The sequence below is a fragment of the Limnoraphis robusta BA-68 BA1 genome (assembly GCF_034932365.1).
In the GTDB taxonomy this organism is placed as follows: Bacteria; Cyanobacteriota; Cyanobacteriia; order Cyanobacteriales; family Microcoleaceae; genus Capilliphycus; species Capilliphycus robustus.
On record NZ_JAYGHR010000071.1, the window covers coordinates 42,250 to 55,916 of the forward strand.

Sequence of the window (13,667 nt, forward strand, 5' to 3'; positions counted from 1 at the left end):
ATAAACCCGCCCTCAACAGTGAACAGTGACCAGTCAACAGTAGGGGCGGGTTCCGAATAGATGTATGTTTCCCAGAAGCAATATACATAAACCCGCCCTCAACAGTGAACAGTGACCAGTCAACAGTAGGGGCGGGTTCCGAATAGATGTATGTTTCCCAGAAACAATATACATAAACCCGCCCTCAACAGTGAACAGTGACCAGTCAACAGTAGGGGCGGGTTCCGAATAGATGTATGTTTCCCAGAAGCAATATACATAAACCCGCCCTCAACAGTGAACAGTGACCAGTCAACAGTTAACAGATAATACGGTAAAAGCTGGTAACAGATAACTGTAAACTGATAACTGTAAAAAGCGAGGTGCGATTTCATGTCTACCGATTTGTTGAAAGACCGTAGTTACACGATTATTGTTGCTCGGAGTGGCATCAGCCGAGAACGAAATCATCCTTGGTTCAACGAATGGGTAGACGCTCAGGCTTCTTTAATTGATTTAGCAAAGAAATGTCAGGAATTTGATCCCGATGGCTTAACGATTTATGAGGCTTCTAGTTTTTTGAAAAAATATGAGCAAGCCACAGTCAATCGATTAGCTGAACTGTTACAAAAAAATAATCGTTCCGATGCAACCTATGTGATTGAAATTAATGTTGTTGAAGCCATTGCCGATGTTCTCAATCATTATTTTGAACACAAAGAACATCATCAAACCAAACCCAAAGGAGAAATTATCATTGTTATTTTAGATAAACATGGTATTGATGGCATTGGAGATATTCAACAACTTATTATCAAATCAACCCAAATGATGGACTATGCAGAAGAACTGGGAATCACATTTATTCAAATCGGAGATGATGCGACAACTCGACGGTTTATGACGGGACTAGATGATGATTTAACTCAAGTCGGTGCCAAGTTTGATATCGTGGATACTAAATATTGGCATGAAGTTCAACGGAAATCAATTACTCAGTTTTTGATTGATGCTCTTTTCGATTAATTCAATTTACAACATCTTTAACAGAATTCAACATGAAAACACTTTTAAAACCCCGTGACGTACAAACACTCTTGATTGCCGAAGATACAAAAGTTCTGCGATCGCGGACTTGGGATCGGCTAAAATTTGAGGTCGAATATTCCCTGAAAAAAGGCACCAGTGCAAACAGTTATCTGATTCAAGGCGAACAAACCGCAATTATCGATCCGCCAGGAGAATCCTTTACCAACAACTATATTGAAGCACTGCAAATGCGGCTGAATTGGTCGAATTTGAACTACATTATCTTAGGACATTTTAATGCCAATCGGGGAGCAACAATTAAAGCGTTATTAGCCTTAGCCCCCCAAGTGACTTTTGTTTGTTCAAATCCGGCTGCAATCGCGTTAAAAGAATATCTCAGCGACTTTAATAATATTAGCCTGTTAGTCGTTAAAGGAGAAGAAACCCTCGATATCGGCAACGAACATCAACTGCAATTTATCACCGCCCAAACTCCTCGCTGGCCGGATAGTTTATTAACCTACGATCATAAAACCCAGATTTTATATACTGATAAATTTTTTGGGGCGCACGTTTGCGGCGATCAAATTTTTGATGAAGGATGGTCAATTTATAGCGAAGATCGACGCTTTTATTATGACTGTCTTCATGCCGCCCAAGCCCGTCAAGTCCTTTCAACACTAGATAAAATAGCCGATTTACCCCCAATAAAATTCTATGCCACAGGTCACGGGCCATTAGTTCGTTATGGCATGAATGAATTAACTCATTTATACCGAGAATGGAGTAATAAACAAAAAACAAAAGATTTGAATGTGGCTTTATTATACGCCTCCGCCTATGGAAATACCGCCACCATTGCCCAAGCGATCGCCAAAGGTTTAACGAGGGCAGGTGTTGGGGTAGAATCAATCAATTGTGAATATGTCAAAGCTTCAGAAATTCAAGCTGCAATTGAAAAATGTGATGGGTTTATTATCGGTTCACCCACCTTAGGCGGACACGCCCCGACGCAAATACAAACCGCTTTAGGGATTATTTTAAACACCGCTTCTACCAGTAAATTAGCGGGAGTATTTGGATCTTTTGGGTGGAGTGGAGAAGCCATTGATATTCTTGAAGGTAAACTCAAAGATGCGGGCTATAAGTTTGGTTTTGAACCCATTCGCGTCAAATTTAAACCCACCGATGTCACCCTACAAACCTGTGAAGAAGCTGCCGTTGACTTCGCCCAAACCCTGCGACGCACCCAAAAACAGCGTAGCGCCCGATCTTCTATTAACGACTCTGGGGCGGATCGCACCGCCCAAGCGGTAGGGCGTTTAGTGGGTTCGTTGTGTGTGATGTGTTGTCGGCGAGAAGAGGTTCAAAGCGCGATGTTGGCGTCGTGGGTATCTCAAGCGACATTTAACCCCCCAGGTTTAACCATCGCCGTCGCCAAAGATCGGGCGTTAGAGTCTTTAACCCATAGTGGCGATCAATTTGTGTTGAATATCTTAGAAGAAGGAAAACAACTGCGAAAGCATTTTATGAAGCGGTTTGAACCCGGAGAAGATCGGTTTTTGGGCTTAGAAATTGCCGAAGCGTCTAATGGTTGTGTGGTGCTTCAAGATGCGTTGGCTTATCTCGAATGTGAGGTGAAACAACGGATGGAATGTGGCGATCATTGGTTAATTTATGCTACCGTTACCAATGGTAAAGTCTTGAGTTCTGAAGGGGTAACAGCCGTTCATTATCGGAAAATTGGTACCTATTATTAAGGGATAAAGAGAAAGAAGAAAACACAAAGACACAGAGACACAAAGAGATCATTTCTTCGTGACTTAGTGTCTTTGTGGTGAGTTGAAAGAAAAAAAAACCAAGACACAAAGAGATCATTTCTTCGTGACTTAGTGTCTTTGTGGTGAGTTGAAAGAAGAAAACACCAAGACACAAAGAGATCATTCTTCGTGACTTAGTGTCTTTGTGGTGAGTTGAAAGAAGAAAACACCAAGACACAAAGAGATCATTTCTTCGTGACTTACTTTCTAACTCGCAGACGCCTTAATCAAAAATCTCTAATGTTGCTAGTCCTAAATATTGAATACCAATAGGTGTTACTTCAAACCGACAGGGTAAGACTTCGACTCCTATTTTTATCGCTTCAGTTAACAATTTTGCATAAACGGGATCGGCTATTTTCCCGGTCGAAAAGCGATCGCAATCTCCCCGATTAATGAAATACAACATGACTGCTCGGCCGCCTTGTTGTACAATGGTTGTTAATTCTCGTAAATGTTTTTGTCCGCGTTCAGTCACCGTATCGGGAAATAACGCTAATCTCTCTTTTGCCCAAGTTGTATTTTTCACTTCTAAAAAAATCGGTCTATCTTCACCTTGTAACCAAAAATCTACCCGACTTTTACCCTCTGAACCGTAAACGACTTCTTTTTTAATCTCGCTATAATTTCCTAATTCGGGAAACAAATGTTGTTTTAAAGCTAATTCTATCACCCGATTCGGTAAACCTGTATTTACCCCGACCCAAGTGGGTTGATTATCTGTGACTTGAATTAATTCCCAAGTATAAGCTAACTTGCGCTTGGGGTTGTTACTGGCTGAGACTTGAACCGCATTTCCCAACACACAAACCCCCGTCATCGGCCCTGTATTCGGACAATGGGCAATAATCGTTTCTCCGGATGATAGCATGATATCGGCGAAGAAACGCTTGTAACGATTGACTAAAACGCCCGCTTGCAGGGGCGGATATTGATAGAGGAAATCAGTCATCAGGCAGTTAAAATTAACAGCAATTTCCCTATTTTGCCTGATCGACGCATCTACACGGAATTCTTTCTCTCACCTATTTTCTAATTGTCCATTCCCCGATACACTAGGGGTTGCCATTAAGCGTTTATCACTAACCATTTGTGTCTGAATCGCAAAAAACGACTCGTTCCCTGGTCAGCATTGCTACAATTGTAGCGGCCGCAACCCTGATCAGCAAAGTATTTGGCCTGGTTCGACAACAGGTAATGGCGGCACTTTTCGGCGTGGGGGCGGCGATCGACGCCTATAACTATGCTTATGTCATTCCCGGTTTTCTGTTGATTTTACTCGGTGGAATTAATGGCCCGTTTCATAGCGCCATTGTCAGCGCCTTAGCCAAACGCGATCGCAGTGAAGCGGCGCCTTTGATCGAAACGATCACCACGTTAGTCAGTGGCGTATTACTGCTGATCACGATTTTTCTAATGGCTTTTTCGAGTCCATTAATTGATTTAGTTGCCCCTGGACTTAGCCAAACTCCCGCAGGTTTAGAAATTCGGGCGATCGCCATTCAACAACTACAAATTATGGCACCGATGGCGTTATTTGCGGGGTTAATTGGGATTGGTTTCGGAACGTTAAATGCGGCCGATATGTACTGGTTGCCGTCTATTAGTCCGTTATTTTCCAGTGTGGCATTAATTGGCAGTTTGGGAGTATTAGCAGTCTATCTCGGCCCAAAAATTACCGATCCGCAATATGCTTTACTGGGCGGAATGGTATTAGCAATTGGAACGTTAGCCGGGGCGATATTGCAGTGGTTGGTACAACTTCCGGCGATGTGGCGATCGCAATTAGGAAGGTTGCGGTTTAGATTTAACCTCAAACAACCCGGGGTTAGAGATGTGATGCGCGTGATGATTCCGGCGACATTTTCATCAGGAATGCTGCAAATAAACGTTTATACCGACTTGTTTTTTGCCTCTTATATTCCCCAAGCGGCTGCTGCGATGGCTTATTCCGGGTTATTGGTTCAAACGCCATTAGGAATCATTTCTAACGTGATTTTAGTACCGTTTTTACCGATCTTTTCTCGACTGCGAGAACCGTCAGACTGGCCGGAATTAAAGACTAGAATTCGTCAAGCGCTAATGTTAACGGCTTTAACCATGTTACCCTTAAGTTCGGTGATGGTTCCTTTAGCATTACCCATTGTGCGAGTGGTTTATGAACGCTATGCTTTTGATTTAGCTGCGTCTCAGTTTGTCGCTTCAGTTTTGATGGCTTATAGCGTGGGAATGTTTGTGTATTTGGGGCGAGATGTTTTAGTGAGAGTTTTTTATGGGTTAGGAGATGGAGAAACCCCGTTTCGCGTCAGTATGGTGAATATTTTCCTGAATGGGGTGTTAGATTTTTTCCTCGTCAAAGCCTTTGGCGCACCGGGTTTAGTGTTAGCAACGGTGGGGGTTAATTTAATATCAATGTTGATGTTTTTAGTGCTATTAGATCGCAAAATAGGCGGACTTCCTTGGCGAGAATGGGGGTTTCCGTTACTGGGTTTAACGGTAGGAAGTTTATTTGCGGGTTTAGCTTGTTGGGGAACAGTTTGGGGAACTCAACAGCTTTTAGTAACTGAAAGTTTTGTGGTTTTATTAATAGAACTTTGTCTAGCAACAACAGTCGGACTTACTGTATTTGCTACTTTTGCGATGCAGATGAAGTTACCCGAAGTTGATTTATTAATGAGTAAAGTCCGACAAAAAATCAGTCGATAAGTAACCAGTCACCAGTAAAAAGGCAATAGGGAGAAGTTTTGTAGGGGCGGGTTCAGCCTAGATCTATGTTTCTCATCAATAACCTCTGTAAACCCGCCCGTCTCAGAGGAATAGTGTAGGGGCGGGTTTATATAACTTATTTGTGGGAAAACATACATTTATACTATAGCAATGAGCAGGTTAATGTTTACAACTTCTTTGTGTCTTTGTGTCGAGCGTGGTAACATTCAAGGCTTGGGTTCAATTGCTGTCAACTCGATTCATAGATCAGTGCATTCAGAGAGAATCGCTGCGGATTGATTGAAAACCCTGAATTTAGGAAAAGATGATACATCGGCTATTAAAAATAAACCGTTACCATGATATAATTTAATTGGGGTAAAAACAGTAAAATTTTCCGAAAAGATCTCACCTAAGATCGAGTTTGAATTGACGCGGAGAAACAAATCTTAGATTATGTTAAAGTACGCTATGTTAAAGAGTGATGCACCTCACAAAGCCCTAATATGACCTCAACAGTTGCAACTAATCCTTATCTTGAAGGGAATTTTGCCCCGGTTCGGGATGAAATTACTGCTGACAACCTGAAAGTCATCGGTGAACTTCCTGCGGGTTTATCGGGGATGTTTTTACGAAACGGCTCGAATCCTCAATTTTCCCCGATTGGACAGTATCATTGGTTTGATGGGGATGGGATGATTCATGGGGTTCAACTCCAAAACGGTAAAGCATCCTATCGCAACCGCTACGTTCGGACTCACGGCTATAATATTGAACACAAAGCCGGAACCGCCCTCTGGAGTGGAATGTTTGAACCGCCTCAACAAGACCTTCCGGGTGGCCCTAGCAAAAACACCGCCAATACTGCTTTAGTTTGGCACGCGGGGAAATTTTTAGCCCTGTGGGAAGGGGGAAACCCTCATGCGTTAACGCTTCCAGACATTAACACCATTGGCGCTTATGACTTTGACGGTGAACTGACTTGTGCCTTTACCGCTCATCCGAAAGTTGACCCCCAAACGGGTGAAATGAGGTTTATCGGCTATTCGATGATCACTCCCCCCTATTTACACTATGGTTGGGTGGCACCCGATGGAAAACTGAAGCAAATTAACCCCATTGAACTTCCTGTGGGGGTGATGATGCACGATTTTGCCATCACCGAAAATTATACAATCTTTATGGATTTACCCCTCACATTCCGACCTGAACGAATGCAACGGGGCGAACCTCCAATGATGTTTGAACGAGAAACACCGAGTCGGTTTGGAATTGTTCCCCGTCATGGTGATAATAGTCAAGTGAAATGGTTTGAATGTCCGTCTTGTTTCATTTTCCACACGTTAAACGCCTATGAACAAGGGGATGAGGTTGTTTTAATTGCTTCTCGGATGGAAGCAACGACTATACTCTTTATGACCAGTGAAGAAAATGCAGATATTCCCTTGTTATATCGGTGGCGGTTTAACTTAAAAACCGGAGAAGTCAAACAAGAACAGTTAGGGGATACACCTGCGGAGTTTCCCGTGATTAATAATCAGTTTACCGGACGACAAAACCGTTATGGTTATGCAGGTAAAATAGCCCCGGTTGAGGTTCCTTTATTTGAAGGAATTAATAAGTACGATTTTGAAGAAAATACTTGTGAAGTTCATCTTTTTGGAGAGGGACGGTTTGGCGGTGAGGCGGTGTTTGCTGCTCGTTCAGACGATAGCACTGAAGATGCAGGCTGGTTAGTGACGTTTGTTTATGACGAGAACGAACAACAGTCAGAATTAGTGATTGTTGATGCTCAAAATATCACCTCTGAACCTGTAGCGCGAGTGATTATTCCCCAACGGGTTCCCTATGGTTTTCATGGAACTTGGGTATCGCAAGAACAGTTGCAATAATTAATTTTTTCACGACTGACTGAAAAACCCGGTAACTCCTACGAAACCGGGTTTCTGGGAATTCGGTTCTTAAGTTATGATAAACTGGCACGGGCTAAACTCCAATCTGGGCGTAAATCTTTCGCCCCCCGTAGATAGGGATGATGAACTTCAGTTTGACTCGCGGGTAAATTCACATGAACCAAAAACCGGATACACCGCTCTAAACTTCCCGGAACCTGCATCTGCTGAACATCCAATAACGGAACATTTTCCCACTGGGGACGCTGACGAGCAACGGCGGCTGGAAATGTAGCATCGAGATCGCGAGTTACAGTAAAGGTTGTACTGATGATCTGTTCAGGTTTAAGATTGTTGAGAGTTTCCAGTTCATCAAGCAGTTCTGTCACCGCTTCTTGAATGGCTTCGATAGAATTTTCCGAGACTGTTGTTGCTCCACGTATTGCTCGTACACGCCACTCCACGAAAAGTCCTCCAGTTTTCCTTAGTTGTGCGTTATCAGTTGAAATGCTCAATGAGAACGTTTCATCTGAATCACTAGCGATCGCTAACTGACCCCAGTTTACTTCAATTTTAGGGTCTATATAACCATAACGGTAAACCACTGGTAGAGAGTTCAAATTCTAGCCAATTTGTGGCGGCTGATAACCCAGAGGTGTCCAAATTATTACTGCTTAAGACTCGACTCACCAGAGATTTGGGCTTTTCTAAGGTATCACATTCTGCTTTGTCGGGATCAAGGTTGACCAATTCCGCCGCCCACCGACGGGCTTCTTCTTCAGTCCCCAAACGATCAATCACACCCAACGCTAAAGCCTGTTCTCCGGTAAAGATGCGACCATCAGCAAATTCTCTAACCGCAGTTTCTTCTAAGTTGCGAGACTCGGCGACTGTTCTGACAAACTGATGATAACTGATATCGATCAATTCTTGCAAAATTTGTTTTTCGGGATCGGTGAGTTCTCGATCAAAGGCTAATATATCTTTGTAGGGGCCGGACTTGATCACTTTGAACGATACCCCAACTTTATCTAAGAGGCGTTCGATGTTGTTTCCCCGTATGATTACCCCAATACTTCCGGTGATGGTTCCTGGGTTTGCCATAATATGTTGAGCGCCCATGCCAATATAAACGCCCCCAGATGCGGAAATATTACCAAAACTGGCGACAATTTTTAGTTTATCCTGTAATTTTTTCAGAGCGCTATAAATTTCTTGAGAATCTCCAACGGTTCCCCCAGGACTATCGATCCGCAATAATAAAGCTGGATATTTGCGTTCTTCGATGGTTTTCAGGGCTTCGAGTACCCGTTTCCTTGTGTCACTGGCGATCGCACCAGTTATTTCAATTCGAGCAATTTGTTTGCGATACCGAGGTTTAAATGGCCAGATCATTTGCTATCCAGAAGGGGATTTTTATCCAACAGAATCTTTGATTGTAACAAATTTTAGCAGAAGGGAGAAAGAAGTCGCGAGTTATGGCCTACAAGACTGGTGACTGTTCCCTAGACATCTTCTCCCTAACTCGGTATGATTGTAAAGATAATTTAACAAAACAAAAATTATAATTAACTTTGAAGGCTCATGCAGCTAAAACAGACCGATATTAAATTACCATTTCAATCTCTTTTTTTAATCGCCCCGTTTTTTCTGTGGGGAACGGCGATGGTGGCGATGAAGGGCGTGATGCCGAATACAACGCCTTTGTTTATGGGGGGAGTGCGTTTAGTTCCGGCAGGCTTGCTAATATTATTGTTTACCACACTGCAAGGTAGATCTCAACCCCAAGGATGGAAAGCCTGGTTTTGGATTAGTCTATTTGCATTAGTCGATGGGGCGTTATTTCAAGGATTTCTCGCCGAAGGACTAGAAAGAACCGGGGCGGGGTTAGGATCAGTAATGATCGACTCTCAACCCTTGGCTGTCGCGATATTATCCTTGTGGCTATTTCAAGATAAAATCGGCTTTTGGGGATGGTTAGGCTTACTGATCGGAGTTGGCGGAATTAGTTTAATAGGCTTACCCGATGAACTGATTTTAAATGGCTTTAACCTGGAAACCGCAGGCATGAGTTGGGGAGTGGATCAATTATTCCAAAGTGGCGAATGGTTAATGTTGTTAGCATCGCTGTCAATGGCTGTCGGTACGGTATTAGTGCGTTGGGTGTGTCGCTATTGTGATCCCGTTGTCGCCACAGGTTGGCACATGATCATCGGGGGTTTACCGTTATTTGTCCTTTCTGGAAGCTTAGAGTCTCAACAATGGACGCATTTAGGCGCTTATGACTGGATGGCTTTAGGTTACTCTACCGTGTTTGGCAGTGCGATCGCCTATGCGTTGTTCTTCTATTTTGCCTCTAGCGGTTCACTGACGAGTCTGAGTTCATTAACCTTTTTGACTCCAGTGTTTGCGCTCTTGTTCGGAAATATCTTTTTAGGAGAAGTCCTCAGTCCGCTACAATCATTAGGGGTAGGTTTAACGTTGGTCAGTATTTATCTGGTCAACCAACGCGACACCTTAGCAGAAAAGCTGAAATTCAACCGTTCTGTGCCTCAGAACTTAAACTCCCTCAACGAACAACAACAACAACTTCATTCATCCAAGGCCAAGGCTGTTGAACTTCCTGTAGAGAAGTAACTTAGTAGACGATTTATGGTACAACACGGTACTATCTGTAAGATCAGATAATAGATCTATGCAACGAGCCTTTCAAACCCAACTCAAACTTAACAACCGTCAAAGAACCTTAATGGCGACCCACGCCGGATATTCTAGGTGGGTTTGGAACTGGGCGTTAGCGATGTGGAATGAAGCTTACAAACAGGGTTTAAAACCTTCTGCGAATAAGCTAAAAAAGTTCTACACCAATCACGTCAAACCTCAATATTCCTGGCAGTCAACCCTAAGTTCTAGAGTTTATCAATTTGCTTTCATGCACTTGGGAGAAGCTTTTAGTCGCTTTTTTCAAGGCACTGCCCAACATCCTAAGTTCAAGAAAAAAGGCAGAAATGATAGCTTTACGATTGATAATTGTGGCAAAGTAATGAGGTTTTCAGGGAGGAGATTAAAGCTTCCTTTTATTGGATGGGTTAACACTTACGAACCCCTACCTGAAATCAACACAAAGCGAGTCACAATTAGTCGAGTAGCTGATTGTTGGTATCTGTCTGTAGCCTACGAATTTGAGCCAGAACAGACTGTTAAATCAAGAGTTTATCTGGGTGTTGATGTTGGAGTTAAGGCATTGGCGACCTGTTCAGATGGTAGTGTTTTTGCCAATCCAGCAGCCTACAAAAAAGCTCAAAAAAAGTTGACTCGACTTCAGCGCGAACTTTCTAGAAAACAGAAGGGTTCAAATAACAGGAATAAAGCCAAGCTCAAATTAGCAAAAGCTCATCAAAGAATTGTCAACATTCGCAAAGATACAATTCACAAGTTAACCTCATGGCTATGCAAAAACCACGCAGTTATCGGGTTAGAAGACTTGAATGTTTCTGGGATGATGAAAAATCATAAATTAGCGGGTGCTATTGCCGATTCTGCTCTTTATGAAATTCGCCGCCAAGTCGAGTATAAGTCCGAGTGGTACGGCTCAGTAGTAGTTTTTGCTGACAGATTTTATCCGTCAACTAAGACTTGTTCAAGTTGCGGTCACGTTCAAGAAATAGCACTGAAAGAACGAGTTTTCAACTGTCAGGCTTGCGGTGTAAGCGTTGACCGTGATTTGAATGCTAGCCTAAATTTATTACATTATGCCGAGGGCTTCTCGGTAAAAAGCCTGTCTGACCGGGTGCTGCCGACAGTCCGGGGTGATGCAGCGCAAAGTCCGATCTCGGCGGTTTCCGTCGAGAAGGAACTTTGCAAGACAGGAAGTAAACGTTAACACGGTTTGTACCGCGTTATATCAGTTTTATAAAGCAGCTTGGTTAAACGCATGGGGATGAGTTGGATCAACTAAAGTATCTGAAAGGTGCCAAAGGGATTTTAGAGCTTTTCCAGGCGGAACGGTTAAAGCCGTGAGTCGAGCTAACACTCGTTTAACATTTCCATCTAAAATAGAGAGAGGCAAATTAAAAGCCGCACTGAGAATTCCTCCTGCTGTGGTTCGACCAATTCCCGGTAACTGCAAAACGGCTTCGAGTTGACGGGGGAAAACGCCGTGATGTTGTTCAAGAACAATTTTAGCGGCAAGGTGTAAGTTTCTTGCCCGAGCATAATAGCCTAAACCTTGCCATACTTTAAGAACTTGCTGAAGATCAGCGATCGCTAACGCCTCAACAGTGGGAAATTGACTCAGCCAGCGTTGATAATAGGGTATAACGGTTTTGACTTGGGTTTGTTGGAGCATGATTTCTGCGACCCAGATGGCATAGGGGTCACGAATATTTCGCCAGGGTAAATCTCGACCCTGGTGCTGATACCAAGCCAGAAGCGATCGGCGTAAGCGATCAATTTCCGTTTGCGATAAACTCATGTTCGAGCAAGTCCCAACTGAAAAAAACTTCAGTACAGCAAGAGAATTAACTGTCTCGATGTTTGTCTGTCGCTTGTACCGACTGTTCAAAAGCCATGCGTTGTTCTGCATTTCGCAGGAAATAACCGCTAATCATTGCTGAAGCGAGTAGCCGTCCTAAATGTTCGCGACTGGTGGTAATGCTCATGCCAAAATGTTCGGAGGGCAAATTTCCTAACAAGCCGACTATGTTTCGTTCCATAACTTGAAACACTTCTGAGGAACCCGGTTTAGACAGTTGAGAAATCGTATCGGGACTCATCGCTTGCACGTATTGCCAGAGCAAGTTATTTCCTTCGCCTCCTTCTTCAAAAAATTCTGAGTTTTGATGGGCTTCACTGTTCACCTGTTTACCTCCGCTCTACAAGAATTCTAATCGATGAAGCTGTTTGTGAATTTAGGAATCGTTAGCTATGGTCTGCTATCGAAAACTGATATAACACGGGTTCTACCCGTATTAATGCTTCGTTCCTGCTTCTTCCAGACTATACTGGGTTTGATAGGGTGTCGGCACTTCCTATTCCACAGGCTCAAACCGAATAGCCTTCGGCGAAACGTTCTAAATTAAGGCTAGCATTATAGTCACGATCTTTGACTTCACCGCAAGCCTGACAATTGAAAACTCGTTCTTTGAGCGGCATTTCTTGAACGTGAGCGCAGTTTGAACAGGTTTTAGTTGACGGATAGAATCTATCAGCAAAGACTACAACTGAGCCGTACCACTCGGATTTATACTCGACTTGGCGGCGAATTTCATAAAGAGCAGAATCGGCAATAGCACCCGCTAATTTATGATTTTTCATCATCCCAGAAACATTCAAGTCTTCTAACCCGATGACTGCGTGGTTTTTGCATAGCCATGAGGTTAACTTGTGAATTGCATCTTTGCGAATGTTGACAATTCTTTGATGAGCTTTTGCGAGTTTCAGTCTAGCTTTATTCCTGTTGTTAGAACCCTTCTGTTTTCTAGAGAGTTCGCGCTGAAGTCGAGCCAGATTTTTTTGAGCTTTTTTGTGGGCTGCTGGATTGACGAAAACAGTGCCATCTGAACAGGTCGCCAATGCCTTAACTCCAACATCAACACCCAGATAAACTCTTGATTTAACAGTCTGTTCTGGCTCAAATTCGTAGGCTACAGACAGATACCAAGAATCAGCGACTCGACTAATTGTAACTCGTTTAGTCTGGATTTCGGGAAGGGGTTCGTAAGTGTTAACCCATCCAATAAAAGGAAGCTTTAACCTCCTCCCTGAAAACCTCATTACCTTGCCACAATTATCAATCGTAAAGCTATCATTTCTGCCTTTTTTCTTGAACTTAGGATGTTTGGCAATGCCTTGAAAAAAGCGACTGAAAGCTTCCCCTAAGTGCATAAAGGCAAATTGATAAACTCTAGAACTTAGCGTTGACTGCCAGGGATAGTTTGGCTTAATGTGATTGGTGTAGAACTTTTTTAGCTTATTCGTTGAAGGTTTTAAACCCTGTTTGTAAGCTTCATTCCACATCGCTAACGCCCAGTTCCAAACCCACCTAGAATATCCGGCGTGGGTCGCCATTAAGGTTCTTTGACGGTTGTTAAGTTTGAGTTGGGTTTGAAAGGCTCGTTGCATAGATCTATTATCTGATCTTACAGATCGTACCGTTTTGTACCATAAATCGTCTACTAAGTTACTTCTATTTCTCTTCATACTCTAATGTAGCAGGATAACTTCGTGAACAAGTTGGTAC

At 43.1% G+C, this 13,667-nt stretch carries 12 protein-coding genes; 6 read left to right on the forward strand and 6 right to left on the reverse strand.

Going from position 1 to position 13,667, the window contains the following annotated elements:
- Positions 1-372: 372 nt before the first annotated feature.
- Positions 373-1,005: a vWA domain-containing protein gene (locus VB836_RS19985; protein ID WP_046277405.1), complete on the forward strand. Its 633-nt coding sequence runs from the start codon at positions 373-375 to the stop codon at positions 1,003-1,005.
- A 32-nt stretch (positions 1,006-1,037) separates the two neighbouring features.
- Complete coding sequence (locus VB836_RS19990) at positions 1,038-2,768, forward strand: diflavin flavoprotein (RefSeq protein ID WP_323221898.1); 1,731 nt, start codon at positions 1,038-1,040, stop codon at positions 2,766-2,768.
- Between the two features lie 283 nt (positions 2,769-3,051).
- On the opposite strand, the gene sfsA is transcribed toward VB836_RS19990, so the two are convergent.
- A complete protein-coding gene (gene sfsA / locus VB836_RS19995) occupies positions 3,052-3,780 on the reverse strand; it encodes a DNA/RNA nuclease SfsA (protein ID WP_323221900.1) in 729 nt (242 codons plus the stop codon).
- A 140-nt stretch (positions 3,781-3,920) separates the two neighbouring features.
- Here sfsA and murJ point away from each other — a divergent pair, with 140 nt between their 5' ends.
- On the forward strand, positions 3,921-5,534 hold the full coding sequence (gene murJ, locus VB836_RS20000) for a murein biosynthesis integral membrane protein MurJ (protein ID WP_323221902.1): 1,614 nt from the start codon (positions 3,921-3,923) through the stop codon (positions 5,532-5,534).
- A gap of 506 nt (positions 5,535-6,040) precedes the next feature.
- Positions 6,041-7,426: a carotenoid oxygenase family protein gene (locus VB836_RS20005; protein ID WP_323221904.1), complete on the forward strand. Its 1,386-nt coding sequence runs from the start codon at positions 6,041-6,043 to the stop codon at positions 7,424-7,426.
- Positions 7,427-7,500: 74 nt separating this feature from the next.
- On the opposite strand, the gene aroH is transcribed toward VB836_RS20005, so the two are convergent.
- The gene (aroH, locus tag VB836_RS20010) at positions 7,501-7,890 is read right to left on the reverse strand and encodes a chorismate mutase (RefSeq protein WP_046277413.1); all 390 of its coding nucleotides are present in this window, start codon (positions 7,888-7,890) and stop codon (positions 7,501-7,503) included.
- Between the two features lie 109 nt (positions 7,891-7,999).
- Positions 8,000-8,821: a signal peptide peptidase SppA gene (gene sppA, locus VB836_RS20015; RefSeq protein ID WP_323221906.1), complete on the reverse strand. Its 822-nt coding sequence runs from the start codon at positions 8,819-8,821 to the stop codon at positions 8,000-8,002.
- 189 nt (positions 8,822-9,010) lie between these two features.
- Between sppA and VB836_RS20020 the strand changes: the two genes are divergently transcribed.
- The gene (locus VB836_RS20020; RefSeq protein ID WP_046277411.1) at positions 9,011-10,063 is read left to right on the forward strand and encodes a DMT family transporter; all 1,053 of its coding nucleotides are present in this window, start codon (positions 9,011-9,013) and stop codon (positions 10,061-10,063) included.
- A gap of 58 nt (positions 10,064-10,121) precedes the next feature.
- Positions 10,122-11,309: an RNA-guided endonuclease InsQ/TnpB family protein gene (locus tag VB836_RS20025; protein WP_323221908.1), complete on the forward strand. Its 1,188-nt coding sequence runs from the start codon at positions 10,122-10,124 to the stop codon at positions 11,307-11,309.
- A 27-nt stretch (positions 11,310-11,336) separates the two neighbouring features.
- Here VB836_RS20025 and VB836_RS20030 read toward each other — a convergent pair whose 3' ends face one another.
- From VB836_RS20030 to VB836_RS20040, 3 genes are all read right to left on the reverse strand, one after another.
- Entirely contained in the window at positions 11,337-11,900 is a 564-nt protein-coding gene (locus VB836_RS20030; RefSeq protein ID WP_323221910.1) for an A/G-specific adenine glycosylase, read from the reverse strand.
- Between the two features lie 46 nt (positions 11,901-11,946).
- On the reverse strand, positions 11,947-12,285 hold the full coding sequence (locus VB836_RS20035) for a DUF760 domain-containing protein (RefSeq protein ID WP_323221912.1): 339 nt from the start codon (positions 12,283-12,285) through the stop codon (positions 11,947-11,949).
- Between the two features lie 184 nt (positions 12,286-12,469).
- The gene (locus VB836_RS20040) at positions 12,470-13,549 is read right to left on the reverse strand and encodes an RNA-guided endonuclease InsQ/TnpB family protein (RefSeq protein WP_323221914.1); all 1,080 of its coding nucleotides are present in this window, start codon (positions 13,547-13,549) and stop codon (positions 12,470-12,472) included.
- Between the last annotated feature and the right edge of the window lie 118 nt (positions 13,550-13,667).

Excerpts from the sequence above, each read along its gene's own strand:
- VB836_RS19985 (WP_046277405.1), top strand. The coding sequence starts at position 373 with ATGTCTACCGATTTGTTGAAAGACCGTAGTTACACGATTATTGTTGCT.
- VB836_RS19990 (WP_323221898.1), top strand. The coding sequence starts at position 1,038 with ATGAAAACACTTTTAAAACCCCGTGACGTACAAACACTCTTGATTGCC.
- sfsA (WP_323221900.1), bottom strand. The coding sequence starts at position 3,780 with ATGACTGATTTCCTCTATCAATATCCGCCCCTGCAAGCGGGCGTTTTA.
- VB836_RS20005 (WP_323221904.1), top strand. The coding sequence starts at position 6,041 with ATGACCTCAACAGTTGCAACTAATCCTTATCTTGAAGGGAATTTTGCC.
- sppA (WP_323221906.1), bottom strand. The coding sequence starts at position 8,821 with ATGATCTGGCCATTTAAACCTCGGTATCGCAAACAAATTGCTCGAATT.
- VB836_RS20020 (WP_046277411.1), top strand. The coding sequence starts at position 9,011 with ATGCAGCTAAAACAGACCGATATTAAATTACCATTTCAATCTCTTTTT.
- VB836_RS20025 (WP_323221908.1), top strand. The coding sequence starts at position 10,122 with ATGCAACGAGCCTTTCAAACCCAACTCAAACTTAACAACCGTCAAAGA.
- VB836_RS20030 (WP_323221910.1), bottom strand. The coding sequence starts at position 11,900 with ATGAGTTTATCGCAAACGGAAATTGATCGCTTACGCCGATCGCTTCTG.
- VB836_RS20040 (WP_323221914.1), bottom strand. The coding sequence starts at position 13,549 with ATGCAACGAGCCTTTCAAACCCAACTCAAACTTAACAACCGTCAAAGA.